23 protein-coding genes, 1 tRNA gene and 1 riboswitch are annotated in these 24,901 nt (G+C 64.8%); of the genes, 8 read left to right on the plus strand and 16 right to left on the minus strand.

From position 1 onward, the window contains the following. Positions 1-25: 25 nt before the first annotated feature. From ACZ9XP_RS12405 to ACZ9XP_RS12450, 10 genes are all read right to left on the minus strand, one after another. Complete coding sequence (locus tag ACZ9XP_RS12405) at positions 26-148, minus strand: hypothetical protein (RefSeq protein ID WP_465188537.1); 123 nt, start codon at positions 146-148, stop codon at positions 26-28. Between the two features lie 142 nt (positions 149-290). Then, on the minus strand, positions 291-1,757 hold the full coding sequence (locus ACZ9XP_RS12410; protein WP_465188538.1) for a cobyric acid synthase: 1,467 nt from the start codon (positions 1,755-1,757) through the stop codon (positions 291-293). Positions 1,758-1,915: 158 nt separating this feature from the next. Further along, complete coding sequence (locus ACZ9XP_RS12415; RefSeq protein ID WP_465188539.1) at positions 1,916-2,749, minus strand: ABC transporter substrate-binding protein; 834 nt, start codon at positions 2,747-2,749, stop codon at positions 1,916-1,918. Next, positions 2,746-3,642 carry a cobalamin-binding protein gene (locus ACZ9XP_RS12420; protein ID WP_465188540.1) on the minus strand — a complete coding sequence of 299 codons (897 nt, stop codon included), beginning with the start codon at positions 3,640-3,642 and terminating at the stop codon, positions 2,746-2,748. Before ACZ9XP_RS12420 ends, ACZ9XP_RS12415 begins: the two co-directional genes overlap by 4 nt. Then, positions 3,639-4,649: a threonine-phosphate decarboxylase CobD gene (gene cobD / locus ACZ9XP_RS12425; protein ID WP_147687706.1), complete on the minus strand. Its 1,011-nt coding sequence runs from the start codon at positions 4,647-4,649 to the stop codon at positions 3,639-3,641. The genes ACZ9XP_RS12420 and cobD overlap by 4 nt, the downstream gene beginning before the upstream one ends. After that, positions 4,646-5,545, minus strand: a complete 900-nt coding sequence (cbiB, locus tag ACZ9XP_RS12430; protein ID WP_147687708.1) for an adenosylcobinamide-phosphate synthase CbiB — start codon at positions 5,543-5,545, stop codon at positions 4,646-4,648. Before cbiB ends, cobD begins: the two co-directional genes overlap by 4 nt. Further along, positions 5,539-6,834 (minus strand): cobyrinate a,c-diamide synthase, encoded by a 1,296-nt coding sequence (locus ACZ9XP_RS12435; RefSeq protein WP_465188541.1) that lies wholly within the window; start codon positions 6,832-6,834, stop codon positions 5,539-5,541. Before ACZ9XP_RS12435 ends, cbiB begins: the two co-directional genes overlap by 7 nt. A gap of 345 nt (positions 6,835-7,179) precedes the next feature. Then, complete coding sequence (cobO, locus tag ACZ9XP_RS12440; protein WP_147687712.1) at positions 7,180-7,797, minus strand: cob(I)yrinic acid a,c-diamide adenosyltransferase; 618 nt, start codon at positions 7,795-7,797, stop codon at positions 7,180-7,182. Continuing rightward, positions 7,794-8,546, minus strand: coding sequence for an ABC transporter ATP-binding protein (locus tag ACZ9XP_RS12445; protein ID WP_465188542.1), 753 nt, complete (start codon positions 8,544-8,546; stop codon positions 7,794-7,796). The genes cobO and ACZ9XP_RS12445 overlap by 4 nt, the downstream gene beginning before the upstream one ends. After that, the gene (locus tag ACZ9XP_RS12450; protein WP_465188543.1) at positions 8,543-9,568 is read right to left on the minus strand and encodes a FecCD family ABC transporter permease; all 1,026 of its coding nucleotides are present in this window, start codon (positions 9,566-9,568) and stop codon (positions 8,543-8,545) included. The genes ACZ9XP_RS12445 and ACZ9XP_RS12450 overlap by 4 nt, the downstream gene beginning before the upstream one ends. Positions 9,569-9,672: 104 nt before the next feature. Then, positions 9,673-9,878: riboswitch (cobalamin riboswitch) on the minus strand. A 128-nt stretch (positions 9,879-10,006) separates the two neighbouring features. Here ACZ9XP_RS12450 and ACZ9XP_RS12455 point away from each other — a divergent pair. The 4 genes from ACZ9XP_RS12455 to ACZ9XP_RS12470 all read left to right on the plus strand — a co-directional run bounded on the left by ACZ9XP_RS12455 (position 10,007) and on the right by ACZ9XP_RS12470 (position 15,667). After that, complete coding sequence (locus tag ACZ9XP_RS12455) at positions 10,007-10,576, plus strand: alpha/beta hydrolase (RefSeq protein WP_147687718.1); 570 nt, start codon at positions 10,007-10,009, stop codon at positions 10,574-10,576. 92 nt (positions 10,577-10,668) lie between these two features. Next, positions 10,669-11,781: a Card1-like endonuclease domain-containing protein gene (locus ACZ9XP_RS12460; protein ID WP_147687720.1), complete on the plus strand. Its 1,113-nt coding sequence runs from the start codon at positions 10,669-10,671 to the stop codon at positions 11,779-11,781. Between the two features lie 95 nt (positions 11,782-11,876). After that, the gene (locus ACZ9XP_RS12465) at positions 11,877-12,851 is read left to right on the plus strand and encodes an ABC transporter substrate-binding protein (RefSeq protein WP_147687722.1); all 975 of its coding nucleotides are present in this window, start codon (positions 11,877-11,879) and stop codon (positions 12,849-12,851) included. Beyond that, positions 12,851-15,667, plus strand: a complete 2,817-nt coding sequence (locus ACZ9XP_RS12470) for a GGDEF and EAL domain-containing protein (RefSeq protein WP_147687724.1) — start codon at positions 12,851-12,853, stop codon at positions 15,665-15,667. Before ACZ9XP_RS12465 ends, ACZ9XP_RS12470 begins: the two co-directional genes overlap by 1 nt. 58 nt (positions 15,668-15,725) lie before the next feature. On the opposite strand, the gene trpE is transcribed toward ACZ9XP_RS12470, so the two are convergent. Next, positions 15,726-17,189 (minus strand): anthranilate synthase component I, encoded by a 1,464-nt coding sequence (trpE, locus tag ACZ9XP_RS12475; RefSeq protein ID WP_147687726.1) that lies wholly within the window; start codon positions 17,187-17,189, stop codon positions 15,726-15,728. A gap of 183 nt (positions 17,190-17,372) precedes the next feature. Continuing rightward, complete coding sequence (locus tag ACZ9XP_RS12480) at positions 17,373-18,068, minus strand: phosphoglycolate phosphatase (RefSeq protein ID WP_147687728.1); 696 nt, start codon at positions 18,066-18,068, stop codon at positions 17,373-17,375. Between the two features lie 148 nt (positions 18,069-18,216). On the opposite strand from ACZ9XP_RS12480, the gene ACZ9XP_RS12485 reads away from it, so the two are divergent. Continuing rightward, complete coding sequence (locus tag ACZ9XP_RS12485; RefSeq protein WP_147687730.1) at positions 18,217-19,344, plus strand: hypothetical protein; 1,128 nt, start codon at positions 18,217-18,219, stop codon at positions 19,342-19,344. A gap of 60 nt (positions 19,345-19,404) precedes the next feature. Here the strand turns inward: ACZ9XP_RS12485 and ACZ9XP_RS12490 are convergent, their stop codons facing one another. Together ACZ9XP_RS12490 and rpe are read right to left on the minus strand one after the other, a co-directional pair. Beyond that, a complete protein-coding gene (locus ACZ9XP_RS12490) occupies positions 19,405-20,133 on the minus strand; it encodes an SDR family NAD(P)-dependent oxidoreductase (RefSeq protein WP_147687732.1) in 729 nt (242 codons plus the stop codon). Then, entirely contained in the window at positions 20,130-20,816 is a 687-nt protein-coding gene (rpe, locus tag ACZ9XP_RS12495; RefSeq protein ID WP_147687734.1) for a ribulose-phosphate 3-epimerase, read from the minus strand. Before rpe ends, ACZ9XP_RS12490 begins: the two co-directional genes overlap by 4 nt. Before the next feature lie 137 nt (positions 20,817-20,953). Here rpe and apaG point away from each other — a divergent pair, with 137 nt between their 5' ends. Next, positions 20,954-21,331: a Co2+/Mg2+ efflux protein ApaG gene (apaG, locus tag ACZ9XP_RS12500; protein ID WP_240803462.1), complete on the plus strand. Its 378-nt coding sequence runs from the start codon at positions 20,954-20,956 to the stop codon at positions 21,329-21,331. 27 nt (positions 21,332-21,358) lie between these two features. After that, positions 21,359-23,155, plus strand: coding sequence for an ABCB family ABC transporter ATP-binding protein/permease (locus ACZ9XP_RS12505; RefSeq protein WP_147687736.1), 1,797 nt, complete (start codon positions 21,359-21,361; stop codon positions 23,153-23,155). 79 nt (positions 23,156-23,234) lie between these two features. Here the strand turns inward: ACZ9XP_RS12505 and ACZ9XP_RS12510 are convergent. Together ACZ9XP_RS12510 and ACZ9XP_RS12515 are read right to left on the minus strand one after the other, a co-directional pair. Next, positions 23,235-23,310 (minus strand) — tRNA-Thr (locus ACZ9XP_RS12510). A gap of 20 nt (positions 23,311-23,330) precedes the next feature. Beyond that, positions 23,331-23,939 (minus strand): hypothetical protein, encoded by a 609-nt coding sequence (locus ACZ9XP_RS12515; protein ID WP_147687738.1) that lies wholly within the window; start codon positions 23,937-23,939, stop codon positions 23,331-23,333. 128 nt (positions 23,940-24,067) lie between these two features. Between ACZ9XP_RS12515 and ACZ9XP_RS12520 the strand changes: the two genes are divergently transcribed. Beyond that, complete coding sequence (locus ACZ9XP_RS12520; protein ID WP_147687741.1) at positions 24,068-24,889, plus strand: basic amino acid ABC transporter substrate-binding protein; 822 nt, start codon at positions 24,068-24,070, stop codon at positions 24,887-24,889. Positions 24,890-24,901: the final 12 nt, after the last annotated feature.

Genomic DNA, 24,901 nt, shown 5'->3' on the forward strand with positions numbered 1-24,901 from the left:
CGTCTACCCGTCAAGGTTGGCCGCGCTACACCCCGCGCCAGCGCGGCAGCCGTTGCAGCGCGTTCATTAGCGGCTGGCTGCTGGCGGCTAGCCTGTCCAGGCTGCTTTCACGCAATATCGATAAATCTACCCCATTTGCATTATTCATGCCAGCTCGTAGCACGGATAAGCCAACGGCGCATCCGGGGGTGGGGATAAAACATGGCCGGTTTACACGGGTGCTGGCTGGCAACCCCGGATGCGGCTATGCCTTATCCGGGCTACGCGTCTACCCGTCAAGGTTGGCCGCGCTACACCCCGCGCCAGCGTGGCAGCCGTTGTAGCGCGTCCATTAGCTGCTGGCTGCTGGCGGCTAGCCTGTCCAGGCTGTTTTCACGCAATAGCGATAAATTTACCCCCTTTGCATGACGCATGCCAGCCCACTGCAGCAGGGCGCTGCCGGCTTGCGGGTGGTCGAACAGGCCGTGCAGGTAGCTGCCCATCACGGCGCCGTCGGGGCTGACGGCGCCATCCACGCTGCCGTCGTTCAGCTGGAACACCGGCCGTTCGCAGTCCGGCCCGTGGCTGACGCCCATGTGGATTTCGTAGCCGCTTACCGCCGCGTCGGCGTTGACAAAGCGGCCTTCGCGCCGTGTCAGCGTTTTGTCGGCGGCCAGCGTGGTGTCGATGTCGAGGTAGCCCAGGCCGGCGCTGCTGCCGGGGGCGCCTTCTACGCCCAGCGGGTCGTGGATGTGACGGCCCAGCATCTGGTAGCCGCCGCAGATGCCCAGCAGGCGGCCGTCGTAGCGCAGGTGGCGCTGCAGGTAGGGCGGCCAACCTTGTGCCTGCAGGAAGGCCAGGTCGGCGCGGGTGTTCTTGCTGCCGGGCAGGATCACCAGGTCGGCCGGCGGCTTGGGGGCGTCGGGGCCGACAAAGTGCAGGTTCACGCCGGGGTGGGCGCGTAGCGCGTCGAAGTCGGTATGGTTGCTGATGCGCGGCAGCACCGGCACCACGATGTTGAAGTCGCCGCGCTGCTGTTGGCTTTGCACGGCGTCCTCGGCGTCCAGCATCAGGCCGTGCAGCATGGGCAGCACCGCCAGCACCGGCTTGCCGGTTTTGGCTTCCAGCCAGTCCAGCCCGTCTTGCAGCAGGCTGATGTCGCCGCGGAACTTGTTGATGACAAAGCCCACCACGCGGGCGCGTTCGCTATCGCTCAGGCAATCCAGCGTGCCCACCAGGTGGGCAAACACGCCGCCCTTGTCGATGTCGGCCACCAGGATCACCGGGCAATCCACCGCCTCGGCAAAGCCCATATTGGCGATGTCGCGCTCGCGCAGGTTGACCTCGGCCGGGCTGCCGGCGCCTTCCACCATCACTACGTCGTACTGCGCCTGCAGTCGCTGGTAGGACTGCAGCACGGCGGCCATGGCGGTGGTTTTGTACTGGTGGTAGTCGCGCGCGTTCATGTCGGCGCGCACCTTGCCGTGGATGATGACCTGGGCGCCGGTGTCGCTGCTGGGTTTGAGCAGCACCGGGTTCATGTCGGTATGCGGTGCCACGCGGGCGGCGATGGCTTGCAGCGCCTGGGCGCGGCCGATCTCGCCGCCGTCTTCGGTTACTGCGCTGTTCAGCGCCATGTTTTGCGGTTTGAACGGGGCGACGCGGTAGCCGGCATCGGCCAGCAGGCGGCACAGCGCGGCCACCACCGTGCTTTTGCCGGCGTCCGAGGTGCAGCCTTGCACCATCAGCGTGGGGAAGGGCCAGGGTTGGGCGGGCATGGTGTCTCTCTTGGTTTTGCCACTGACGCACACTGAAGGCACGGAAAACAGCGTGAAAGCTTGCCGCTGTTGCTTGTGCCGGTAGCGGTGGGCGTGCCGGGGCGGTTTTGTCTGTGCTTTCGGTGTGCTTTCGTGGCTGAAAATGCCTGCAAAGATGCTTAGCCGGCGCGGTCTTCGTGCCATTGGCGGATCAGCGCCTGCAGCTGCGGCAGGCCGCGGCTGATCAGTGTGGGGCCGGGGGCCAGGATGTCGGCGGACTTGATCTCGATGATATGGCCGCGCTCGGCGTTGCGCACCGCTGGTACGCCTTGCCAGCCGTCGCGTTCCAGTACCGTTTCGGGGCGGAAGCGCTTGCCGCACCAGCTGCCTACCATCAGGTCTGGCTGGCGGTCTATCACGGTTTGCGGATCGGCCACGATGCGCTGTTTGGCACGGGCGTGGCCGGCCAGCTCGGCAAAGGCGTCGCGCCCGCCGGCCAGCGCAATCAGCTCGCCCACCCAGCCGATGCCGCTGATGATGGGGTCGTGCCATTCTTCGAAATACACCAGCGGGCGCGGCAGGCCGGCGGCGTCGCGCGCGGCGGTTTCCAGGCGGGCGGCGCTGATCTGGCCTTCCAGCTGCTCGCATAGCAGCTCGGCGGCGTGGCGGCGGCCGGTAAGGCTGCCCAGCACGCGCACCATGCGCAGTACGCCGTCTACGCTGTGGTGGTTGAAGTGCAGGATATCCACGCCAGCTTCGGCCACTTCTTTCAGCATATCGCTTTGCAGGCTGGAATAGCCCACCACCAGGTCGGGCGTGACCGCCATGATTTTTTCCAGCTTGCCGCTGGAAAAGCCGCTGATTTTGGGCTTTTGCTGGCGGGCTTCGGGCGGGTAGACGGTAAAGCCGGAAATACCGGCGATCAGGTCCTCGGCGCCTAGCAGGTACAGGGTTTCTACCGCCTCGGTACACAGGCAGGCAATGCGGTGGTAATGCGGTGTGGTGTGGATCATGGTTTTACTTTCGCGTAGACCGCCCGTGCGGCGTCCAGGCTGCGGCACACGGCGCGGGTGCCTTGCAGGAAGCGCGGGGTGGGGCGGTTCAGGATGTCACTGTCGATCTGGTATTGCTGCTTGTACTGCACGGCGGCAACGGCGTTGATGCCGGCCCAGCGTGCCTGCAGGTCGTCTTGTTTTTTCATGCCGGCGGCCAGCATTACCTGCGGGTTGGCCGCAATGACCGATTCTTCGCTCACCACCGGGGCGGGGATGGGCAGCTGGGCAAAAATGTTCTGGCCGCCGCACAGCTCGATGGCGTCGTTGACGATGTGCTGGCCGCTTAGCGTGTACAGCGGCTTGTGCCACACCTGGTAAAACACGCGCAGCTTGGGCTTGCCGGCGTACTGGCGGCGCAGCGCGGCCAGCTCGGTATCAAACTGGCGGGCGCTTTGCTCGGCAGCGGTGCTGCTGCCCAGCAGCGTACCCAGCTTGCGCAGGCTGGCGGGGATGTCGGCCAGGTGCTTGGGCTCGCTGTAATACATGGGGATGCCCAGCGCCTTCAGCTGCGCCAGCTGTTTTTCGGCCGGGCCGTGCAGCCACACAATCAGCAAATCGGGCTTGGCGGCAATCACGCGTTCGATATCGATACCGCGAAAGCTGCCCACCTGCGGCAGGTTTTGGGCTGCGGGCGGGTAGTTGCTGTTGGCGTCGGCGGCAATCAGCCGGCTGCCGCCACCGGCGGCGTAGATCAGCTCGGTCACGTGCGGCGCCAGGCTGATCACGCGTTTGGCTGGGGCGGGCAGGGTGAGTGTTTGGCCCTGGTCGTCGGTAACGGTAATCGGTGCGGCGCTGGCGGTGATGGCGGGCAGCGCCAGGGTGCAGGCCAGGGCAAGGGCGATGGGTTTCATAAAGTATCCGGTGCAAAGCGGGCCAGCGCTGCGGCCAGGCGCTGCCAGTGCGCCTCGCTGGCGGGCAGCCCCAGGCGGAAGCGGGGCTGCGGGTCGGTAAACAGGCGGCACCAGATGTGGTGCCGCGCCAGGTGTTGTTGCAGGGCTGCGGCGTGCGCGGTGGCACCGCCGGCAAACAAATGGCAGCCATCAGCTGGTAGCCCGTGCGCCTGCAGCAGCACGGCCAGGCGGGTGTGGCCCGCGGCCAACTGCTGCTGCGCATTGGCTTGCCATGCAGTGTCGGCCAGCGCGGCGCTAGCAATGCGCGCCACCGGCGCGGGGATGGTCCACGGCCCCAGCTCGTCGTCCAGCGCCTGCAGGATATCGCCCGCGGCAGCGACAAAGCCCAGCCGCAAACCGGCCAGGCCAAAGAACTTGCCGGGGCTACGCAGCACCACCAGGCCGGGCTGCGTGGCGGCGTGCGCGGTTACGGACAGCGCGGGCGTCACGTCGGCAAATGCCTCGTCCACCACCAGCCAGCCGCCGCGTGCCGCCTGCGCCGCCGTCATGGCCAGCACCGCGTGTTGCGGCCAACGTTGGCCGCTGGGGTTGTCGGGGTTGCACAGGATCAGCACGTCCACCTGGCCCGCTTGCGCGGCTAGCTTGGCGTGCGGGTGGCGCGCTACCTGGTGCCCGGCGCGTGCCCAGCGCCAGCCGTGCTCGGCGTAGCTGGGGTGCGCCACTGCTACACTGCCGGGGGCCCGCAGCCGTGGCAGCGCCTGGATGGCGGCCTGGCTACCCGCTACCGGCAACAGCTTGGCCGCGCCGTAGTAGGCGCAGGCGGCGGCGTGCAGGGCGGCGTCCGGCTGCGGCAGCGTGTACCACAGCGCGGGGTCGGTGGCCGCAGCCGGGTAGGGCTGCGGGTTCAGCGCGGCCGACAAATCCAGCCATTGTTCGGGCGTGCCACCAAAGCGGGCCACGGCTTGCAGCAGGTTGCCGCCGTGCACAGGGCGCAGAGGTGTACTCATAGCGGCAGCGCCAACAGCAGCCACAGCACGATGGCGCGGTCCATCAGCTGCGCGGCGCGGCGGATGTCGCCAGCGCGCGGGGCCGGGCCTGCGCCTAGCGCGGGCCGCGCTTCCAGCTGGCCGTGGTAGACGGCGGCGCCGCCCAGCTGCACGCCCAGCGCGCCAGCGCCGGCGGCCATCACCGGCCCGGCGTTGGGGCTATCCCACTGCGGTGCCTGGCGGCGCCAGCTGGCCAGCGCCAGCCGCGTATTGCCGGCCAAGGCGTAGGCCAGCGCGGTGAGGCGCGAGGGCGCGTAGCCCAGCACGTCGTCGGCGCGGGCGGCGGTTTTGCCAAAGCGTTCGAAGCGGTCGTTACGGTAGCCCCACATGGCGTCCAGCGTGTTGGCCAGGCGGTAGGCTAGCGCCGCCGGTGCGCCGCCTACGGCAAACCAGAACAGCGCGCCGAATACGGCGTCGTGGCCGTTTTCCAGTAGCGATTCGGTCGCAGCGCGGGTGATGGCGCTGTCGTCGGCCTGGCTCAGGTCTCGGCTGACAATGCGCGCAGTCAGCGCCCGCGCCTCGGCCAGCTTGCCCTGCAGCAGCGCGTCGGCAATGGGGCGGGTGTGGTCGATCAGGCTCTGGCGGCCCAGCGTAAAGTACAGCACCGCCACGCTCAGCACGGTGGCGGCCAGCGTGGGCAGCTGCGCCAGTACCCAGGCCAGCAGTAGCGGCAGCGGCAGCACCAGCAGCGCCCAGGCAAAAGCGCCGCGCAGCAGGCGGCTGCGGCCAACGTTCAGCCGTTTTTCCAGCCAGTTGGTCGCGCGGCCAAAGCCCACCAGCGGGTGGTAGCGCGTGGGCTCGCCCAGCACGCGGTCGGCCAGCAGGCCGGCGGCCAGTAGCAGGCTGGTGCCTAGCATGCGGCCTCCGGCAGGAATAGCGCGGCAGCGGCGGCGGGCTGGCTGGCAAAGTAGGCGTGAAAGTAGCTGGCCTGCACGCTGCCATGGCGGTACACCACCTCGCCCGGGCTGCCACCGGCCTTGCGCTGGCAGGTGGCGGCGGCAGGCAGTGGGGTGTCGAACTGCGAGTAATGAAAGGTGTGGCCGCGCAGCTCGCCAGCGGCGTGCGGCCAACCCTGGCTGCCCAGCCCGGCCAGCTTGGCGGTCATGCTGACGCTACCCGGCAGGATGCCCGCCATGCGGTGGGGCTGGCCCTGGGTGTCGTGCAGCTGTTCGGCCAGCGCCATCATGCCGCCGCATTCGGCCCATACCGGTTTGCCGGCGGCGGTAAAGGCTTGCACGCTGGCCAGCCAGCGCGTGTTACCCGCCAGCGTGGCACCGTGCAGCTCGGGGTAGCCGCCGGGCAGCCACAGCGCGTCGGCATCGGCCGGAATGGGGTCGTTAGCCAGCGGCGAGAAGGTGGCGATGCGCGCGCCCATGCCCTGCAGCGTGCGCAGGTTGGCCGCATAGACAAAGGCAAAGGCCGCGTCGTGCGCCACGGCGATGGTTTTGCCGGCCAGCAGCGGCGGCAGGGCCACCGGGGCTGGGGCCTGTGGTGCGAAGTCGGGCAGGGCGGCCAGCACGGCGTGGTCCAGCTGCAGCGCGTCGGCCAGCGCGTCCAGCCGCGCGGCCAGGTCTGGCAGGTCGCTAGGCAAGTGCAGGCCCAGATGGCGCTCGGGTAGCGATTCGGCTTGGCGCGGCAGGCAGCCTACTACCGGCAGGTCTGGCGTGGCGCAGGCGCGAATCATGTCGGCGTGGCCCTGACTGGCGACGCGGTTGGCCAGCAGGCCGGCCCACGGCAGCTTGCCGTGGTCGCGCAGGCCACGGGCAATGGCCAGCGCGGTGCCCACCATGGCGCTGCAGTCCAGCACCGCCAGTACCGGCACACCAAACTGTTTGGCCAGGTCGGCGCTGGACGGCTGGCCGTCGTACAGGCCCATCACGCCTTCTATCAGCACGTAGTCGGCTTCGGCGGCGGCTTGTGCCAGCAGGCTTTGGCACTGCGCGGGCGTGCACATCCACAGGTCCAGCACGTCTACCGTGCCACCGCTGGCGGCAGCCAGCAGCAGCGGGTCGATGAAGTCCGGCCCGGTTTTGAACACGCGCACGCGGTAGCCGTCGCGCACCAGGCGGCGCGCTAGCGCGGCGGTAACGGTGGTCTTGCCCTGGCCGGAGGCGATGGCAGACAGCAGAAGGGCTTTGCAGCTCATGGGGCTTTCTTTATTTGGTTTTTGGCCACGAAAACCACGAAAGGGCACGAAAAACTGCTGTTGCTTGCCGTTTGGCTTGGGCATTTTGGGTACCATTCAGGCCTGCGTGCTATGGCAATGGGCAGCTTTGCTTTTGTGTTCTTTCGTGGCTAATGGGTTTTGTCTTGGTATTTATCCAGCCAAGCCGTCGGGCATAGCGGAAAACGTTTTGCCACGAAAACCATGAAAGGTACGAACAGAACCGACGGCTGGTCGCTGTTTGGTCTGTATCTATCAATGTCATGACGGCTTATTTTCGTGTTGGTTCGTGGTTTTCGTGGCCAACGGGGTTCAGGTTCTCTTTGCCTACCACTCCACGCCGGGCTGGGCGGCGATGCCGGCAGCAAAGGCGTGTTTGACCAGCGTCATGTCGGTGACGGTGTCGGCGGCTTCCACTACCGCGTCCGGTACGCCGCGACCAGTCACGATTACGTGCTGGTGTAGCGGGCGCGCCAGGATGTCGTCCAGTACTTGCTCTACGTCCAGGTATTTGTACTTCAGCGCGATGTTCAGCTCGTCCAGCAGCACCAGGCCAATGGCCGGGTTTTGCAGCATCTCGCGTGCCTTGGCCCAGGCTTCGCTGGCGCGGGCCACGTCGCGTTCGCGGTCTTGCGTGTTCCAGGTATAGCCCTCGCCCATGGCGTGGAACTGCACCTGCTCGGGGAAGCGGCGCAGAAAGCGCTCTTCGCCGGTTTCCATGGCGCCTTTGATGAATTGCACCACGCCTACCTGCATGTCGTGGCCCAGCGCGCGCATCACCATGCCCAGGCCGCTGGAGCTTTTGCCTTTGCCGTTACCGGCGTTCACGATAAATACGCCGCGGTGCTGGTCGGCAGCGGCGATACGGGCGTCCATGATTTCTTTTTTGCGTGCCATGCGGGCGTTGTGGCGTTCGGTGCGGCCTTGGTCGTCGGTGTGGCTCATGTGCTGTGTCCGGGTAAAAAGCAGGGGTGGCCTGCATGGGTGATGCGGGTAAGCGGGTAGCCCAGTACCTCTGCCAGGTGGGTGGCGCTGAGCTGGGCCAGGGGGTGCTGGCTGTGGCCGCCGGCGCCGTCCAGCAGCAGGGCATGGCTGGCGATGGCGGGGGCAAACTGCAGGTCGTGGCTCACCACAACAACGGCTTTGCCCTCGGCCTGCCAGCGGCGTATCTGTACTTGCAGCGCGGCCTGGTGCGCCAGGTCCAGCGAATTGGTGGGCTCGTCCAGCAGGATCAGCGGGGCTTCTTGCGCCATCACGCTGGCCAGCGCCACGCGCTGGCGCTCGCCGCCGGATAGCGCCTGCAGCGGGCGCTCGGCCAAGCGTGCCAGGTCGAAGGCGTTCAGCGCGGCGGCAATGCGGCCGGGGTTGTGGCCGTCGTCTGGCCACGGGTAGCGCGCGGCGGCTACCGCGTCGATCACGGCGTAGTCGAAGGCGTCGTGGCTGGCTTGCGGCAGCAGCGCCAGGCGCTGGGCGCGCAGGCGCGGTGCGGTGGTGCCTAAAGGTTGGCCGCACAGGCTGATGCTGCCCTGTGCGGGGGGGCGCAGCCCGGCCAGCGTGGCCAGCAGCGTGCTTTTGCCGCAGCCGTTACGCCCGGCCAGCCACCATACTTCGCCGGCCTGCACTTGCCAGCCCAGCTGGTGCAGCAGGTGGCGCTGGCCTTGCAGAATGCTGAGTTTGTCTGTGTGCAGCATCATGCCAGCCTCCGGCGCGTGCGCGACAGCTGCCAGAACAGCACCGGCACGCCCAGTAGCGCGGTAAGAATGCCCACCGGCAGCTGCATGGGTGCCACCACGGTGCGCGCCAGGGTATCGGCCAGTACCAGCAGGCTGGCGCCGGCCAGGATGGAGGCGGGGATCAGCAGGCGCAGGTTGGGCCCGCACACCAGGCGGCAGGCGTGCGGCACCATCAGGCCGACAAAGCCGATGCTGCCCCCCTGGCTGACGGCGGTGGCAGTCAGGCTGGCTGCCAGCAGCAGCAGCAGGCGGCGCAGCCGCGCCAGCGGCACGCCCAGCGTGGCGGCGTGGTCGCCGTGCAGCGCCAGCAGGTTGATGGCCGGGGCCTGCCACCAGGCCAGCAGCATGGCCGGTAGCAGCACCAGCCACGGCCACGGCCTTAGCGGCGTGCCGGAGATATCGCCCACCAGCCAGAACACCATGCCGCGCAGCTGGTTGTCTTGCGCAATGGTCAGTAGCAGCGAAATCACCGCGCCACAAGCAGTAGACAGCAGCGCACCGGTCAGTAGCAGCAGCACGGTGCCGCTGCTGCGGCCAAAGTCGCGCCGCGCCAGCCAGAACAGCACACCGGACAGCACCAGCGCGCCGGCAACAGCGGCCAGGTCTACCTGCCACACGGCCAGGCCCAGCCACAGCGCCAGCAGGGCGCCCACCGAGGCGCCGCCGGAGACGCCCATCACGTAGGGGTCGGCCAGCGGGTTACGCAGCAGCGATTGCATCAGCAGGCCGGCCAGCGCCAGCGCGGCACCGGTTATCCAGGCGGTCAGGGCGCGTTCCAGCCGCAGCTGCAGCAGGGTGGTGGCCAGCGCATCGCCCCGGCCCTGCAGTACCTGCCATAACTGGCCGGGCCCCAGTGCCACGCTGCCACTGGCGCAGGCCAGCAGCAAGGTCGTCACGCTAATGGCCAGCAGCAGGGCCAGCAGGCTGGCCGGGGGCAGGCGTAGCGCAGTGTGGGCCGGGCGCGGTGATGAAAGAGAAGACATGGGCTGCACGGTGTTTCCGGTGTACAGCGGGGGCGGGCGGGCAGGGGGCTGGCCGCATGCCGCCCTCCGCAGCATGGTAAAGCGTGCGGCCAGGGTGTCTGGCGGCACACAGCGTGGCCTGGGCCGGTATCCGGGCTGGTTTCGCCACTGGCCCGCCTTCCCGTACCGGCAGGTACAGTGGCGCAGGGGCCGGGCAGCTGCGCGGGGCAGCCAGATGAAACACACCGTTGCGGGGGCAGCACAGCTTGGGGCTGTTTCCCGTTTAACTTGCCGGCCGAGCCGGGCAAGCACCTAGGCAGCGGCGATTTTACCAGATCAGGCGCGCTTTCCTTGGGCGTTTATATTGCCATGAGAAATAAAAAAACAATAAATCAGTCTTTTTGGAAATATAAAAGCGCTGCTAAGGTAACAGCAAATGACATTGGCAGGAGTAGCGGCATGGCATACGATTTTTCCGGGTTCGACTTTATCATCCAGCCGGGCTGGAACAACTCCGGCTCGGACCACTGGCAAAGCCACTGGCAGCAGCTGCTGGGCGCGCAGCGCGTAGCCAACCACGAATGGCACGCGCCGCAGCTGGGCGACTGGCTGGCCGCGCTGGACGCAGCGGTAGAGGCTGCCACGCAGCCGGTGGTGGTCATCGCCCACAGCCTGGGCTGCGCTACGGTGGCGCACTACGCCGCCCGCTACGGTAACAAGCTGGCCGGTGCACTATTGGTGGCCCCGGCCGATGTGGAGCGCGCCAGCGCGCCCGCCCAGCTGCAGCCGTTTGCCCCGCTGCCGCAGGCCGCGCTGCCTTTTGCTGCGCGGGTAGTGGCCAGCGACAGCGACCCGTACAGCCTGCCGCTGCGCAGCGCGCGCATGGCCGCGCTGTGGCAGGCGCCGCTGGTATGGCTGCGCGATGCCGGCCATATCAATGTGGCGTCCGGCCATACGCAGTGGCAGGCCGGCCTGGCCGAGCTGGCGGCGCTGCTGTCGGTTATCCGGGCGGCGCAGCAGGCCGCTTGAGCGCGGCGTTTTGCCGCCTGCGGCATAGTGCAGGCTTGGCCGCAGCCCTCTGGCGTGGCTAAGATGCTGCCATCTCTTGCCGAGGCTTTGCCATGCACCTGCTGGCTTTTGTAAACCGTGTAGAAAGCGACATCATCACTCCCGCGCTGGACCGCCGCTTTGGCGTGAGCCAGGTCAGCCTGCTGTGCCACCGTAGCGAGCTGGGGCTGGCTACCGATATCGCCGGGGTGTGCCGTAGCCTGCACCTGCCGGCCAGTGTGGTGACGCTGGCGGCCGATACCCAGCCGCTGGCGCTGCGCCAGCAGTTGGCCGCACTGGCGCAGGGGGCGGTGGCGTTCAATATCAGTGCCGCGTCGCCGGTGCAGGCTGCGCTGGCCTACGACCTGGCGCGCGAGCGCCAGCTGCCGCTGATGAGTATTGCCCCGCATAGCGACCGCCTGATCTGGCTGCTGGGTGGCGAGCACACCGGCCTGCGCACCGGCAGCGATATTGCCGATGGCTTGACGCTGGCGGCTTACTTTGCGCTGTACGGTAGCCGTATCGAGCATATCCATTACCGCCTGGCCCAGCGCCCGCAGCGGCTGGAGGCACTGGCAGCCGGCCTGGCCGCACTGGCCGCGCAGCGCCCGGCGGCGCTATCGCTGCTGAACCGCCTGTGCAATGACCTGGACACCCGCCAGTACAGCCGCCACCCACTACCGCGCGGCGAGCGGGCGCTGCGCCACTGGCTGGCCAGCTGCGGCTTGGTGGAGATCGATCAGGCTGGCCACGTGCGTTGCCACGACGCATCGGTGCGTTTTTTTCTTGGCGGCGGCTGGCTGGAAGTGTGGCTGCTGTCGCAGGTGGCAGCGCTACAGCCCGCCCTGCCCATCAGCGATGCGGCCGTGGGGGTGAAAGTAGTGCACGACGGGGTGGCCAACGAATACGACGTGGCCATCCTGTGCAATAACCAGCTCTATCTGGTGGAGTGCAAAACCACGGCGCCCACCGCGCTGCACCAGCGCGGTATCGGGCTGGATAACCTGTTCAAGCTCGATAGTGCCGCCAGCCTGGGTGGCCTGCACGCCCACGCCATGCTGGCCACGCTATACCCGGCTACCGACAGCGAAGCGGCGCGGGCGCAGGCACAGGGCATTGCCCTGCTATCCGGCCCGGCACTGGCCCAGGCACAGCCCGTTATGCGCCAGTGGCTACACTCGGGGTGACCTGCAGGTGATATAGCGCACCATTTCCTGCAATACCTATAGAAACATGGTGGTTATTAAGTATGATTCACTAAATACCCACTTGTTTTGGCTGTATGAACATTTACTTGCCCCGATCCTGCCACCTTAGCCGCCGCCAGCTGCTGCAAGCCGGCCTTGCCGCACTGGCACTGGCTGGCTGTACCACGCCGGAGCCACTGCTGCGTATCGGCAGTAACGGCTGGCCAGGCTATCTGTTTATTTCCTGGGCTGCCGATAGCCATGTGCTGAACCACAAGCAGGTGCGTCTGCTGCGTATCAGTTCGTCTACCAGCAGCCTGCGGGCGCTCAGTGCCGGCATGCTGGATGGTGCTTGCCTGACGCTGGATGAAGTCATCAGCGCGCTGGCCGAAGGTATTCCGCTAAAAGTGATTGCCGTGCTGGATGTCTCGCACGGCGGCGACGTGGTGCTGGCGCGCAGCGGTATTACCAGCCTGGGCCAGCTGGCCGGCCGCCGTATCGGTGTGGAAGCCAGCGCAGTGGGGGCGGTGATGCTGGATGCCATGCTGCAGCGTGCGGGCCTGAGCCGTGACCAGGTGATCCCCGTGCCGCTGTTGCTGGATCAGCACGAAGCCGCGTTTGATTTTGGCGCTATCGATGCCGTGGTCACCATGGAGCCGCAGGCCAGCCGCCTGCGTGCGGGTGGCGCGCACGTTTTGTTCAGTAGCGCCGATATCCCCGGGCGTATCGTGGATGTGCTGGCCGTGCGCGAAGATGCCTTGCTCACCACTCGCCAGGCCGTGCAGGCGCTGGTGGATAGCCACTTTGCCATGCTGGACAAATTCAGCCGCCAGCGCAGCGAAGCCTATGCCTATATGGCCGCGCAGATGGGGGTAAAACACGCCGAGCTGCCGCCGATATTTGCCGGCCTGCGCCTGCCGGGGCGGCAGGAAAACCTGCGCTGGCTAGGCGGGCGGCTGGACGAAGAAGCCCGTAACCTGGCCAATGTGATGTCGCGTGCCGGCCTGCTGCCCAAACCGGTACAGCTAGGCCGTCTGGCGGTGCCGGATTTTGTGGAAGGGGGGCGGTAATGCGCTTATCCCTGAAAAGCCTGCTGCCCATGGTGGTGCTGTTTTTCCTGCTGCTCACGCTGGCGGGCGCCTACGGTGTGGCCGAGCAGGGCCGCAGGCAGCAAGCGTTCCGTGACGTCAGCCTGGTAGCGCAGAAAGACGCCTACCACCTGCTGCAGGAACTGTCGCTATCCGGCCCGCTGCGCGTGAACGAAGAGCTGATGCTGCTGGCGACCGACGCCCGCCTGGCACAAGCGGTGGTGGCCAATAGCCGTGGGCTGATTGCCCACGCCATGCAGCAGCAAGACGTTGGCCGCAGCATCGACACCTTGCCAGGCTTGCCTGCCGGCCTGTTGCAGCAGGCCTGGCAGCATAGCCTGGCCATCCTGCACCCCGATTACGACAAGCAGTACCTGTACCTGGCGGTATCCGTGCCCGACCAGGAAGGGCAAGAGCTGCGCGGCGTGCGCAAAGGCATGGTGGTGCTGGCCTACGACCTGGGGCCGCAGCTGGCGCTAGAGCGCAGCAAGCTGCAGCAAAGCTTTGTGCTGCCCTGCGTCATGCTGTGCTGCCTGCTATTGGTGCTGTATTTGCTGCTGTGGTTGTACGTAGCACGCCCGCTGGCCAACCTGCAGGCAGCGGCACTACAGCTGGCGCAGCACGGCCACGCCCCGGTGTTGCCCTTGCAGGGGATTAGCGAAACCCGTGCCGTGTGCGAGGCATTCAACACCATGCAGCGGCAGCTGCAGCACACGCTGGGCGAGCTGGCCGAGCGCGAACGCAGCGCCAGCAACCTGGCCAAGGAACAAGAGGCATTGCTGCAGGCCATTCCCGACCTGCTGTTTGAAATGAGCGCCGACGGGCGCTACTTGCAAGTGTGGTCGCATACTGCCAGCGACAAGCTGGTCTCGCCACGTGAATACCTGCTGGGCAAACACGTGCACGAGGCCATGCCGCCAGAGCAGGCGGCCATTATTCATAGCGTGATTGTCGAAGCCTTATGTCACGGCGAATCCAGCGGCAAGCAGATCATGCTGGTGTTGCCAGACGGCCCGCACTGGTTCGAGCTGTCTGCCGCACGCAAGGTCGCGGCCAACGGTAGCGAAACCTGCATCATGGTGTCGCGCGACGTGACCCAGCGCCGCCGCGACGAGGGCGCGCTGCAGCTATGGGCGCGCGTGATGGCTGCCGCGCATAACGGCATCCTCATCACAGACGGCCAGCAGCGTATTGTAGAAGTCAACGCCGCCTTCACGCGCATTACCGGTTACAGTCTGGAAGAGGTGCGCGGCCAGCGCCCCAGCGTGTTGTCGTCCGGCAGCCAGGACCGGGCGTTTTACCAGCGCATGTGGCAAGACATCGACGAGCACGGTTACTGGCAGGGCGAAATCTGGAACCGGCGCAAGGATGGCACGGTGTTTCCCGAGTGGCAGTCCATATCCAGTGTGCGTGGTGAGGACGGGCAGATCAGCCACTACATCAGTGTATTCAGCGACATCAGCAGCCAGAAACAGTCGGAAGCCTATATCCGCCGCCTGGCCTACTACGACAGCCTTACCGGCCTGGCCAACCGCGCCCTGCTGAGCGACCACGCCGGCCTGGCACTATCTGCCATGCATAGCCATGGCAGCAGCCTGGCGCTGATGTTCATCGACCTGGACCGTTTCAAGAACATCAACGACACCCTGGGCCATAGCGTGGGCGACCAGCTATTGCAGGAAGTTGGCCGCAGGCTGGCCAGCTCCGTGCGCGAGCGCGATACCCTGTCGCGGCTGGGTGGGGACGAATTCATCGTACTGATGCCGGAAACCAGCGCATCCGAGGCGGCGCATTGGGCCGAACACGTACTGGCTACGCTAGGGCTGCCTTATGCCATTGCCGGCTACGATATGGTGGTGACGCCATCCATTGGCATTGCCATGGCCCCCACCGATGGCGACACGCTGGAAGTGCTACTGCGCTGTGCCGATGCGGCCATGTACCGCGCCAAAGACGAAGGGCGCAATACCTTCCGTTTCTTTGCGCAGCATATGCAGCAGCGCACCGTCAGCCGCCTCAAGCTGGAATCGGACCTGCGCAGTGCGCTGGACAACCAGCAGCTGCTATTGCACTACCAGCCGCAGTGCACACTGGATGGCCAGCTGGTGGGCGTGGAGGCGCTGGTGCGCTGGCAGCACCCCACGCTGGGCATGGTGTCGCCTGGCGAGTTCATCCCGCTGGCCGAGGAGAGCGGCCTGATTGTGCCGCTAGGGGCGTGGGTAATGCGCGAGGCCATCGGCCAGTTGGCCGCATGGCACGCGGCCGGGGTGGCGGTGCCGCAGGTGGCGGTGAACCTGTCTGCCCTGCAGTTCCGCCAGCCGGGGCTGGTGCAGCAGGCGGCGCAGTACCTGGCCGACGCCGGAGTGGCGCCGGCCTGCCTGGAGCTGGAGCTGACCGAAAGCGTGGTGCTGGATAACCCGGACGATGCCTTGCTGGTGATGGAGCGCTTGCACGCGCTGGGCGTGCGTTTGTCGATAGACGATTTCGGTACCGGGTATTCATCGCTGAACTATCTGCGCCGTTTCCCGATAGACCGGCTCAAGATCGACCGCAGCTTTATCCTGGACCTGGACAACGACCCGCGCGGCGCTGCCATCGTGGAGGCTATTGTCAGTCTGTCGCGCTCGCTGGGCTTTGTCACCATTGCGGAGGGCGTGGAAACCGCCAGCCAGCTGGCCCAGCTGCACGCGCTGCACTGCGACGAGGTGCAGGGCTATTTCTATGGCCGGCCCATGGCGCCACCGCAGTTGCAGGACTGGCTGGCGCAGCGCGAGCTGCCGGTAACGGGCGAGGCCTGAACCATGAAAAAGCCCGCCAATGGCGGGCTGGGAAAAGGTTGGCCGCAGCGCGGTGCTGTCAGGCGTCCAGGCCGCTTTGTACCAGCTGGGCGGCGCGCACCACGGCGCGGGCCTTGTTCTGGGTTTCTTCCCATTCCGACTGCGGTACCGAATCGGCCACCACGCCGGCGCCGGACTGCACGTACAGCACCTCGTTCTTGATCACGGCGGTACGGATGGCAATGGCCAGGTCCATGTCGCCGGTAAAGCCCAGGTAGCCGACGGCACCACCGTACACACCGCGCTTGGTAGGCTCGAACTCGTCGATGATTTCCATGGCGCGTACCTTGGGTGCACCGGACAGGGTGCCGGCCGGGAAGGTGGCTTTCAGAATGTCGATATTGGACACGTCCGGTTTGACCGTGCCTTCCACGCTGGAGACGATGTGCATTACGTGCGAGTAGCGCTCGATCACCATATTGTCGGTGATCTTCACGCTGCCGGTGTCGGCCACGCGGCCAACATCATTGCGGCCCAGGTCCATCAGCATCACGTGTTCGGCGATTTCTTTCGGGTCGGCCAGTAGGTCTTCTGCCAGTGCCTGGTCTTCTTCACGGGTCTTGCCACGCGGGCGGGTGCCGGCGATGGGGCGCACGGTGACGGTGTCGTTCTCGCGGCGTACCAGGATCTCTGGCGAGGCGCCTACCACGTGGAAGTCGTCGAAGTGGTAGAAGAACATATACGGCGACGGGTTCAGGCTGCGCAGCGCGCGGTACAGCGACAGCGGCGAGTCACTGAACGGCATGCTCATGCGCTGCGCCAGCACTACCTGCATGATGTCGCCGTCCAGAATGTAGTTTTTGGCGTTGGCGACGTCACGCTTGAAGGCTTCTTCGCCGTATTCGCTCTGTGCGGTGGTGGCAGTGGACGGCAGCGATAGCGGGATGGCCACGTTGTCGCGCAGGCGGGCGCGCAGCTGTGCCAGGCGGGCATTGGCCTTGGGCAGGGCATTGGGCACGGCCGGGTCGGCATACACCACCAGGTACAGCTTGCCGGACAGGTTGTCGACCACGGCCAGCTCTTCGGACAGCATCAGCAAAATGTCGGGCGTGCCTACCGGGTCGGGCTTTTGCGTGGCTGCCAGGCGGCGCTCTACATAGCGCACGGTGTCGTAGCCAAAGTAGCCTACCAGGCCGCCGGTAAAGCGCGGCAGGCCGTCGATAGGCGGGGTGTTGAAGCGCTGGCTGAATTCTTCGATAAAGGTCAGCGGGTTGCCTTCGTAACGCTCGATGACTTTGTCACCGTATTCCACCTGCACGCTGTTGCCTTGCACGCGGATACGCGTGGTGGCTGGCAGGCCGATGAAGGAGTAGCGGCCAGAGCGCTCGCCCCCCACCACCGACTCCAGCAGGTAGGAGTAGGGCTGGTTGGCCAGCTTCAGGTACACCGACAGCGGGGTGTCCAGGTCGGCGAACAGTTCGAGGGTAACAGGAATGCGGTTATAGCCGGCCTGGGCCAGCTCGTTGAAAGCTTGCGGTGTCATGCGGGTGTCCAATGGTGTCAGTTCGTTTCGTGGGATGAGCGGCGGCGGGCTGGGCTTTGCCATCGCCAGCTGGCACGATTGGGCAGGAATTTCATGATGTCGGCAGCGGGGGAATGTTGTCGGTATGCAGGGCTATTGTGTCGCAAAAGCCGGCCGCCGTACAGGCGGCGCGGCGCTGCAGCATTACATGCGCACGTTGGCGTGCGGGTCGGCCGACTTTTTCAGCAGGGCAAACAGGTCGACCAGGCTGTCTACTACCAGGTCGGCACCGAGCATGGCCGCATCGCGGTAGCCGTAGCTTACCGCCACGGCCAGCGCGCCGGCTTTGTTGGCGCACAGGATGTCGTTTTCCGAGTCGCCGACCATGATCATCTCTTGCGGTTTCACGTTCAGTACGGCGGCGGCATGCAGCAGCGGCAGCGCCGACGGTTTTTTCTCGGCCAGGCTGTCGCCGCCCAGAATCATGCTGAAGGCGGTGTCGATACCCAGCTCGGCCAGCAGCGGCACGGCCAAGCGGTGCGATTTGTTGGTAATCACCACCAGCGGCAGCTCCAGGCTGCGCAGCAGGTTCAGGCTTTCTGCTACGCCGGGGTACATGCGGGTGTGGGTGGTGAGGTTGGCGCGGTAGTGCTGGATAAACAGCGTGAAGCCTTGTGCCCACAGCGCTTCGTCGGCCTGGCCGTCTTTGTCGTCGGTCAGGGCGCGGTGCACCAGGCTGGCCACGCCGTCGCCCACATGGCTTTTGATGCGCTCGGCGTCCAGCGCTGGCAGGCCCAGTGCCTGGCGCATGGCGTTGGCGCTGGCGGCCAGGTCGGCAATGGAATCGACCAGAGTGCCGTCCAGGTCGAAGGCGATGGCTTTGATGTGTTTCAGGTTCATGGCAGTGCAGGGTGGCAATAGAAATGGCCATCATTGTACAGGATGCCCGCCATCGCGCCTTGTGCCGGCGCGGTGGCTTCTTTATGATGCGCACTTTCTTTTGTCATGGTGGCGCGGCCTGACCCGCACTGCTGCCCGGGAGAGTGTCATGCCTTTTGTTACCCGAATCTGCCTGCCCGTAGCCGCCAGCCTGGCGCTGGCCGGCTGCGCCACGTCGCCGCTGGCCAACAAGACGGCAGACGATGCTGCCATCTACACCCTGCAGCACAGCAGCCTGGATGCGCGCTACAACTTTGACGGCAGCCTGCGCATCAGCGACCTAGCTATCCCGGCCGAGCTGGGCAGCCTGGCCAACCCGGATCTGGTCAAAGACGTGGCGCGCTCGTTTAGCTTCGACATGCGCGGTGCGGTAGACATGCCGGCCAGCCGCATCGAGCTGGTGCCAACCTTCCGCTTTGCCCGGCCCAATGTGGAAAGCTGGGTGCGCGTGCCCATGCTGTTTCAGCTCAATACCCTGACCGCCTGGGTGGATGCCTCGGCGCTGGACCTGGCGCTGCCACAGCTGCACGGCAAGCTGCTGAAACTCAATGCACCGCAAGACAAAGTAGCGGATATCCCGGTGGATGCCGTGATGCGCGACCTGCCGCTGATTATCGGCAAGGCGTACGCAGCGGTGGACAAAAAAGCCTTTACCTTCCAGCCGCTGAGCGAAAGTGACCGCCAGAAGGGCGCCAGCTATCGCATCCGCCTCACGCTGGACCCGGCAGCCGATGCGCAGCTGGGGCGTGTCATGCTGCAGGAAGTGGCCGCCCGCGTGAAGCGCTATAGCGCCAGCAAGGAGGTGCAGGCACTGGCTGACAAGCTGTCCGAGGAGGTGGCCAAGACGCAGGGCGAGCTGGCATCCGACAGCCAGACCGAGCTGCTGGTGGATAGCCAGGCCAAGCTGCTAGCCATGGAAGAGCAGCGCACGCTGCGTGTCCCTAAGTTGACGGGTTTCAGCATGACCCTGCGTACGCAGATGGCCGTGCGCAACCACGGCCAGCCGGTGTTCACCGTGGTGCCCACTGCGGCCAACGTGCTGACGCTGGACGAGCTCAAGCCGCCGTCGTGGTTTGCTGGCGTAACGGGCAAGCATGATGGCGAGGAGGCTGCCGAGGCCACCGAGCCGCATGTAGATGCTGCCGAAGCCGCCGCCCCGGCCGAAGCCATGCCGCTGCCGCCGAAGGCTGCAGCCAAGGCCAAGCCGCGCAAGCCGCAGGCTAAAAAGGTGAAGTAAGCTATCGCCAGCGTAAAAAAGCCGCCCACTGGGCGGCTTTTTTTGTGCGGCGCTGGCACTTTACAGCAGGCGTATATCCGCCACCGCCTGCTGGCCAAAGCCAGCGCTATGCAGGTAGCGGCAGATCGCCGCGGCGCAGTCGGCGGGCTGGGTCAGCTGGCCTTCGGTCTTCAGTGCGGTAAAGCGCGGCAGGTTGGGGAAGTGTGCCGGGTCGGCGGCGCGAATCTCGCCCTGCATACCGGTATCCACTACACCGGGGTACAGCGATACCGCCAGCACAGGGTTGGCCGCCGCCTGCTGCTCCAGTGCCAGGGTGCGGGTGAAGTGGTCCAGCCCGGCCTTGCTGGCGCAGTACACCGCCCAACCGGGGTAGGCGTTGGCCGCCGCACCCGACGAGATGTTCAGCACCCGGCGCGTGCCGCCAAAACCGGCAGTGTGCGCCACAAAGGCATTGCACAGCACAACTGGCGCCGTCAGGTTCAGCGCCAGGGCCTGCTCGGCCACGCCGTCGGCAAAGCTGCCGACACTGGCGATGGGCTGCACGGTGCCGGCGTTGTTGATCAGCGTGAGGCTGGCGCAGCTGGCCAGCTGAGCCAGTGCGCGCTCGGCCAGCAGTGGCAGCAGGTGGCTGTCGGCCAGGTCGGCGTCGATGGTGGCCAGCTGCGGGTGCGCCGGCAGTGGGCTGCAGTCGCGGGCAATGGCTACCACGTGGCCGCCGTCGGCCAGCAGCTGCGCCACCAGCGCGGCGCCTAGCCCGCGAGAGGCACCTGTGACGATGTAGCCGTTCACACGCGGCCAACCTTGGCCAGCTCGGCGCGCATGGCGTCGATGGTGGCTTTGTAGTCTGGTGTGTTGTAGATGGCGCTGCCGGCGACAAAGGTGTCGGCACCAGCGGCGGCAATCTCGGCGATATTGTCTACTTTCACGCCGCCGTCCACTTCCAGCCAGATTTCGCCGCCGTGTTTGGCGGTGTATTCATCGATGCGCTGGCGGGCGGCACGCACTTTTTCCAGCGCATGCGGGATGAACTTCTGGCCGCCAAAGCCGGGGTTCACCGACATGATCAGCACCATGTCGATTTTGTCCATCACGTGGTCCAGGTAGCTCAGCGGGGTGGCCGGGTTGAATACCAGGCCGGCTTTGCAGCCTGCTTCCTTGATCAGGCCCAGGGTGCGGTCGATGTGCTCGGAGCCTTCCGGGTGAAAGGTAATGATGTCGGCACCGGCCTTGGCAAACGCGGCAGCCAGTGCGTCTACCGGCTTTACCATCAGATGCACGTCGATAGGAGCGCTGCTGTGCGGGCGAATCGCCTCGCAGAACATTGGGCCCATGGTGAGGTTGGGTACGTAGTGGTTGTCCATCACGTCGAAGTGGATGATGTCGGCGCCAGCGGCAATGACATTGCGCACTTCCTCGCCCAGGCGGGCAAAGTCGGCAGACAGGATGGACGGTGCAATACGGAATTGGCTCATGGCGTTATCGTGGGCAGGGCTGGAAATGGGCGCCATTGTAAGCGATCGCCCCCGCCGGCGCGATGCGTGGCGTACAATTAGCCTTCGTATCGCGCTGTGGCGGCCAGTAGTTGGCCGCCCGCATCAAAGGACTTATCGTGAGCCAGAAATACCATATCACCGTATCGGCCGAGGCTATCTACCAGGAGCAGCACTCCAGCGTGGCAGAAGACCGCTACGCGTTTGCCTATCGCATCACCATCAAGAACACGGGCGAGCAGCCGGCCAGGCTGCTGTCGCGCCACTGGGTGATTACCGACGCCACCGGCAAGGTGCAAGAGGTGCGCGGCATGGGGGTGGTGGGCGAGCACCCGCACCTGCAGCCGGGCGAAAGCTACACCTATACCAGCGGCTCGGCGCTGACGACCCCGTATGGCACCATGCGCGGCAGCTACCAGATGGAAGCCGACGATGGTCATGCCTTTGACGCCGAGATTCCCGAATTCCACCTGATTGCCCCGCGCGTGCTGCATTAAGCCGCACCGCCACCACCGAAAGCCTGCATGCGTCATTTTGCCCACGGCAACACCCCGCCGCCGACCGACCGTAACGACCTGAAAACCCTGAAGACCCTGCTGCCGTACCTGTGGCGCTTCAAGCTGCGCGTGCTGCTGGCGCTGGCCTGCCTGATTGCGGCCAAGGTGGCGGGGGTGACCACGCCGCTGTACCTGAAAGATATCGTGGACCAGCTGTCGCTGCCGGCCACTATGGCCGTGGTGCCGCTGATGGCATTGGCGGGCTATGGCCTGGCGCGGTTGCTGTCCAGTGTGCTGGGCGAGCTGCGCGATGCCATTTTTGCCCGCGTGGTGCAGGGGGCGGTGCGCACGGTGGCGCGCGAGGTGTTCTCGCACCTGTTCCGCCTGAGCCTGCGGTTTCACCTGGAGCGCCAGACTGGCGGCATGAGCCGTGATATCGAGCGCGGCACCAAGGGTATCGGCTTCTTGCTGAACTTTACCGTGTTCAACATCCTGCCTACGCTGGTGGAAATCGGGCTGGTGATCGGCATTCTGTTGCATCGTTACAATGCCTGGTTTGCCGTGGTGACCTTTGCCACCATTGCCATCTATATCGTGTTTACCCTGGTGATTACCGAGTGGCGCACGGTGTTTCGCCGCAGCATGAATGACCTGGATTCCAAGGCCAACAGCAAGGCGATCGATGCGCTGATCAACTACGAAACGGTCAAGTACTTTGGTAACGAGGGCTACGAAACCCGTCGTTACGACGGCAACCTGGCGTCGTGGGAGCAGTCCGCCATCAAGAACCAGGTATCGCTATCGTTCCTTAACGCGGGGCAGGGCGTGATCATTGCCACCGGTGTCACGCTGATCATGTGGTTGGCCGCACGCGGTGTAAACCAGGGCGAGATGACGGTGGGGGATGTGGTGCTGGTGGCGACTTTTATTACCCAGTTGTGGGCGCCGCTGCATTTCCTGGGTTTTGTTTACCGCGAAATCCGCCATTCCCTGGCGGATATGGAGCGCATGTTCACCTTGCTGAATGTCGGGGCCGAGGTAGCAGACCGCCCGTCGGCACAGCCATTAGCCAGCCGGGAAGTGGCGATCCGTTTTGAGGGCGTAGGCTTTGGCTACGACGCCAAACGCACCATCTTGCACGATGTCAGTTTTGACATTCCTGCCGGCCATACCGTGGCAGTGGTGGGCGCCAGCGGTGCGGGCAAGTCCACGCTGTCGCGTTTGCTGTTCCGCTTTTACGATGTCAGCAGCGGGGCGATCCGCTTTAACGGCACGGATGTGCGCGAACTCAGCCAGGACAGCCTGCGCGCGCATATCGGTATCGTGCCACAAGATACCGTGCTGTTTAATGACAGTATCTACTACAACATTGCCTATGGCCGGCCCGATGCCACGCGCGATGAGGTAATAGAAGCAGCCCGGTCGGCGCACATTCACGATTTTGTCATGGGGCTGCCGGATGGCTACGACACCACGGTGGGCGAGCGCGGGCTCAAGCTGTCGGGCGGCGAGAAGCAGCGCGTGGCCATTGCCCGCACCATTCTGAAAAACCCGCCGGTGCTGATTTTTGACGAGGCCACCAGTGCGCTGGATTCGCGTACCGAAAAAGCCATCCAGGCCGAGCTGCTCAGTATTGCGGCCAACCGTACCACGCTGATCATTGCGCACCGCTTGTCCACCATCGCCGAGGCCGACTGCATTCTGGTGATGGATGGTGGGCGTATTGTGGAGCGCGGCACGCATCGTGAGCTATTGGCCCAAGGTGGGCGCTATGCGGAAATGTGGCGTTTACAGCAGGAGGGCGAGGCGGTAGAGCCGGTCTGATGACGGCTGCCCTGCTGCCAGGCAGGGCAGCAGGATAAAGCAAAAGCCCCGCACAGTTGCTGTGCGGGGCTTTTGGTATTGGTGCCGGAGAAAGGAGTCGAACCCTCGACCTTCTGATTACAAGTCAGCTGCTCTACCAACTGAGCTACACCGGCGAAGAAGACGAATTATGCCGTCACTTTTTCTGCTTGGCAAGATGCTGCCGTGTCTTTTTTACGGCCTTGCTGCGCTTTGCCGCTTTTTTGCTGGCTTGCAGCTGGCGGCTATTTGTTTTTTGTACGCGGGCGTTTGGCCGGCTTTTCTGGCGTTTTGCCTCGCGCACCGCCTTGGATTTCAGTAACGTTGCTTTTTTGCTACGTACTGTCTGACGAGCCTTGGCCTGGCTGCGCAGCGTGGTTTTCTGGCGTTTTGCCACAGCCTTGCTTGCCTGGGCGCGCTTTTTGCTAGCTTTTTGCGTGCGGGTAACTTGTGTTGCCTTGCGGGCTTTGCTGCCGGGTTTGTTGGCTTGAGGCTTGTTTTTGCTGGCTTTCTTGCTGCTGGCGCTGGCCTTTTTTGTGGTTTTTGTCTGGTTTGCCTGCTGCTGGCGCGCTTCGCTGCGTTTCTCGGGGGCAGGAGCGGGGCTGACAGGTGGCAGGTTCAGCGGTTTGGCTTTGGGTGCCTTGGGAAGGGGGGCTGGCTGGAAATCGCCCGGAAGCGGGGCATCTTCACCCTCTGCAAAGCTGGGGGTGGCAGAAAATGCCACGGCAGCGATGAGGATGGAAGCAATGGTGCGGGTTAATTGCATTTGAATGATTCTGTTCGGTTGGCCCGGGGGTTTTTCGCATTGTAGCCCCAGTTTGAGGTTGCTATATTAGCACGCAGCCCAATCCCAAAAGGAAATGGGTTCAGCGCAGGAAATCAAGGAGATTAGGGATGAAACAAACGAGAAGAACATTGCTGGCAGGTATGCTGTTGTCTGCTTTTGCCTTGTCTGGCTGCGGCCAGAAAGCACCAGAGGCAGCCGGGGCTTCGGCGCCTGTGGCAGAAGCGTCTGCAGCTGGGGGGGATGTCAAAGAGTACGTAGTGGGCACGGATGCCAGCTATGCACCGTTTGAATTCCAGACCGACAAAGGTGAAATTGTCGGCTTTGATGTCGAAGTGCTCAGCGCTGCGGCAGCCAAGGGTGGCTTCAAGGTGAAGTTCATCAATACCCCATGGGAGGGCATGTTTGCCACGGTGGATCAGGGCGATCGCGATATCCTGTCGTCGGCCATTACCATTACCGACGAGCGCAAGCAGAGCATGGATTTTTCTGATCCGTACTTTGAAGCGCGTCAGCTGATTGCTGTGGCCAAAGGTGTCTCGGACGTAAAAACCTTCCAGGACCTGAAAAACAAAAAAGTTGCCGTGCAGACCGGTACCACCGGTGATGAAGTGGTGCAAAAACTGCTAGGCAAGACCAATCCGAATATCAAGCGCTTTGAAAACATGCCACTGGCGCTGAAAGAGCTGGAAACCGGTGGTGTGGATGCGGCGGTAGGTGATAACGGCGTGGTAATCAACTACGTTAAAAACAACCCGCAACACGGCATGACCACGGTAGAAGATACCAAGAGCTTTGCCCCCGAGTACTACGGTTTTGCTGTGAAAAAAGGCAATACCGAGCTGCTTGGCAAGGTGAATGCCGGCCTGAAAGCCATCAAGGCTGATGGTACGTACGACCAGATTTTCAATAAATACTTCGGCGCCAAATAACAAAACGGGCAG

Source organism: Vogesella perlucida (assembly GCF_979366545.1).

What these genes read in the sequence shown, in the direction of transcription:
- ACZ9XP_RS12455 (WP_147687718.1), top strand. Translation starts at nt 10,007, where the DNA reads ATGGCATACGATTTTTCCGGGTTCGACTTTATCATCCAGCCGGGCTGG.
- ACZ9XP_RS12460 (WP_147687720.1), top strand. Translation starts at nt 10,669, where the DNA reads ATGCACCTGCTGGCTTTTGTAAACCGTGTAGAAAGCGACATCATCACT.
- trpE (WP_147687726.1), bottom strand. Translation starts at nt 17,189, where the DNA reads ATGACACCGCAAGCTTTCAACGAGCTGGCCCAGGCCGGCTATAACCGC.
- ACZ9XP_RS12480 (WP_147687728.1), bottom strand. Translation starts at nt 18,068, where the DNA reads ATGAACCTGAAACACATCAAAGCCATCGCCTTCGACCTGGACGGCACT.
- ACZ9XP_RS12435 (WP_465188541.1), bottom strand. Translation starts at nt 6,834, where the DNA reads ATGAGCTGCAAAGCCCTTCTGCTGTCTGCCATCGCCTCCGGCCAGGGC.
- ACZ9XP_RS12415 (WP_465188539.1), bottom strand. Translation starts at nt 2,749, where the DNA reads ATGATCCACACCACACCGCATTACCACCGCATTGCCTGCCTGTGTACC.
- ACZ9XP_RS12420 (WP_465188540.1), bottom strand. Translation starts at nt 3,642, where the DNA reads ATGAAACCCATCGCCCTTGCCCTGGCCTGCACCCTGGCGCTGCCCGCC.
- ACZ9XP_RS12470 (WP_147687724.1), top strand. Translation starts at nt 12,851, where the DNA reads ATGCGCTTATCCCTGAAAAGCCTGCTGCCCATGGTGGTGCTGTTTTTC.
- cobO (WP_147687712.1), bottom strand. Translation starts at nt 7,797, where the DNA reads ATGAGCCACACCGACGACCAAGGCCGCACCGAACGCCACAACGCCCGC.
- ACZ9XP_RS12485 (WP_147687730.1), top strand. Translation starts at nt 18,217, where the DNA reads ATGCCTTTTGTTACCCGAATCTGCCTGCCCGTAGCCGCCAGCCTGGCG.
- ACZ9XP_RS12515 (WP_147687738.1), bottom strand. Translation starts at nt 23,939, where the DNA reads ATGCAATTAACCCGCACCATTGCTTCCATCCTCATCGCTGCCGTGGCA.
- cobD (WP_147687706.1), bottom strand. Translation starts at nt 4,649, where the DNA reads ATGAGTACACCTCTGCGCCCTGTGCACGGCGGCAACCTGCTGCAAGCC.
- ACZ9XP_RS12465 (WP_147687722.1), top strand. Translation starts at nt 11,877, where the DNA reads ATGAACATTTACTTGCCCCGATCCTGCCACCTTAGCCGCCGCCAGCTG.
- ACZ9XP_RS12405 (WP_465188537.1), bottom strand. Translation starts at nt 148, where the DNA reads ATGAATAATGCAAATGGGGTAGATTTATCGATATTGCGTGAAAGCAGC.
- ACZ9XP_RS12445 (WP_465188542.1), bottom strand. Translation starts at nt 8,546, where the DNA reads ATGATGCTGCACACAGACAAACTCAGCATTCTGCAAGGCCAGCGCCAC.
- ACZ9XP_RS12520 (WP_147687741.1), top strand. Translation starts at nt 24,068, where the DNA reads ATGAAACAAACGAGAAGAACATTGCTGGCAGGTATGCTGTTGTCTGCT.
- ACZ9XP_RS12410 (WP_465188538.1), bottom strand. Translation starts at nt 1,757, where the DNA reads ATGCCCGCCCAACCCTGGCCCTTCCCCACGCTGATGGTGCAAGGCTGC.
- ACZ9XP_RS12450 (WP_465188543.1), bottom strand. Translation starts at nt 9,568, where the DNA reads ATGTCTTCTCTTTCATCACCGCGCCCGGCCCACACTGCGCTACGCCTG.
- cbiB (WP_147687708.1), bottom strand. Translation starts at nt 5,545, where the DNA reads ATGCTAGGCACCAGCCTGCTACTGGCCGCCGGCCTGCTGGCCGACCGC.
- ACZ9XP_RS12505 (WP_147687736.1), top strand. Translation starts at nt 21,359, where the DNA reads ATGCGTCATTTTGCCCACGGCAACACCCCGCCGCCGACCGACCGTAAC.
- rpe (WP_147687734.1), bottom strand. Translation starts at nt 20,816, where the DNA reads ATGAGCCAATTCCGTATTGCACCGTCCATCCTGTCTGCCGACTTTGCC.